At 70.5% G+C, this 999-nt stretch carries 2 pseudogenes; one reads left to right on the top strand and one right to left on the bottom strand.

The annotated features are described in order from the left end of the window. Positions 1–531: pseudogene (locus tag A5691_RS12870) on the top strand (hypothetical protein); the annotation flags it as partial. Positions 532–534: 3 nt separating this feature from the next. Here A5691_RS12870 and A5691_RS12865 read toward each other — a convergent pair. Beyond that, positions 535–999, bottom strand: a pseudogene (locus A5691_RS12865) (hypothetical protein); the annotation flags it as partial.

The raw sequence follows: 999 nt of genomic DNA, 5'->3' as shown, positions 1-999 counted from the left end.
GCGACGATCGACGCGCTCAAGAAGCTCGACTTTGCCGACAGCACGGCCACCGGCGAGGCCATCTTCACCGCCCTGCAGGCGATCGCGACGGTGGGCTCGGTGATGGGCGGCGGCGACGGCCCGCCGCCGGCGCGCATCGTGCTGGAGTCCGACGGCGCGGAGAACGTGCCGCTGGACGCCAACGCCCCGCAGGGGGCGTTCACCGCCGCCCGGGCCGCCAAGGCCGCGGGCGTGCAGATCTCGACCATCTCCTTCGGGACGCCGTACGGCACCGTCGAGTACGAGGGCGCCACCATCCCGGTTCCCGTCGACGATCAGACGCTGCAGAAGATCTGCGAGATCACCGACGGCCAGGCGTTCCACGCCGACAGCCTGGAGTCGCTGAAGAACGTCTACTCGACCCTGCAGCGCCAGATCGGGTACGAGACCGTCAAGGGCGACGCCAGCCTGGCGTGGATGCTGCTGGGGGCGGTCGCGTTGGCCGGCGCGATCCTGGCCGGCCTGTTCCTGAACCGCCGGCTGCCGTCCTGACGATCAGACCGGCAGCCGCCGGTTGATCAGCAGCGCCAGCGCCGTCGCGATCAAGGCGGTGATCACGCCCAGGCGCAGCCACCCGGCGCTGCCCGGCCCGGCCACGGTGCGATAGCCGATGTCCTTCTCGATGGCGTTGTAGCTCTTGTTGAGCTCGGCGATGTTGCTGGCGGTGTAGGACTGCCCGCCGGACAGCTTGGCGATCGTCTTCATCTGGTCCGTCGAAACCGGGACGGCCACGCGCTGCCCGTCCATCTCGATCTCGCCGGTCTTGGTGCCGAACGAGATCGTCGAGATGGGCACCCCCTCGTCCCGGGCCAGCCGCGCCGCCGTGTAGACCCCGTCGTGCGGGTCGCTGGGATTGGACGGCTTGTTCTCCCCGCCGTCGGACAGCAGCACGATGCGGGCCGGGGGCGGGGTGTCGCCACCCGTGATGGCCAGGGCGCTCACCGCGTGCAGGGCGGTGAA

Source organism: Mycobacterium sp. E183, assembly GCF_001667735.1.
GTDB lineage: Bacteria > Actinomycetota > Actinomycetes > Mycobacteriales > Mycobacteriaceae > Mycobacterium.
Note: the sequence above shows the minus strand (reverse complement) of the source record. Positions and strands in the feature narration are given on the sequence as shown.